The 386-nt window shown below is 64.0% G+C and carries 1 protein-coding gene; it reads right to left on the bottom strand.

What is annotated here, in order from left to right:
• On the bottom strand, positions 1 to 386 hold a 386-nt coding region (locus ACLJNW_RS23460), incomplete at both ends, for a formate/nitrite transporter family protein (protein ID WP_410961120.1).

Genomic DNA, 386 nt, shown 5'->3' with positions numbered 1-386 from the left:
ATTGAATATCGGCAGATGCAGCACCGCCCAGGCGAACAGCAGCGTACCGACGATATTGCCGAACAGCACCACGCTCCAGAGACGCAACAGTTGCCAGGCCTTTTCCAGGGTCGGCTCGGTCATCACCGGCAACACGGCGGTCAGGGTGTTTTCGGTGAACAGTTGCTGGCGGGCGAGGATCACTGCCAGGAAGCCCATGGGATAGCCGAAGCTGCTGACGATGATCGCCCACTCCTGCTCGGGCAAGGCAGCGCGGAACAGGCCCATGCCCATCAACGAGAGGCCGATGGTCAGCCCCGCGGCCACCGCCGACCACCAGAGTGCCGCCAGCGTGCGCTGCAACTCGTGTTCGCCCTGGACGCGAATCACCTCGTGCAGGACAGCGG

Source organism: Salmonella sp. SAL4457, assembly GCF_046548235.1.
GTDB lineage: Bacteria > Pseudomonadota > Gammaproteobacteria > Enterobacterales > Enterobacteriaceae > Salmonella > Salmonella enterica.
Note: the sequence above shows the minus strand (reverse complement) of the source record. Positions and strands in the feature narration are given on the sequence as shown.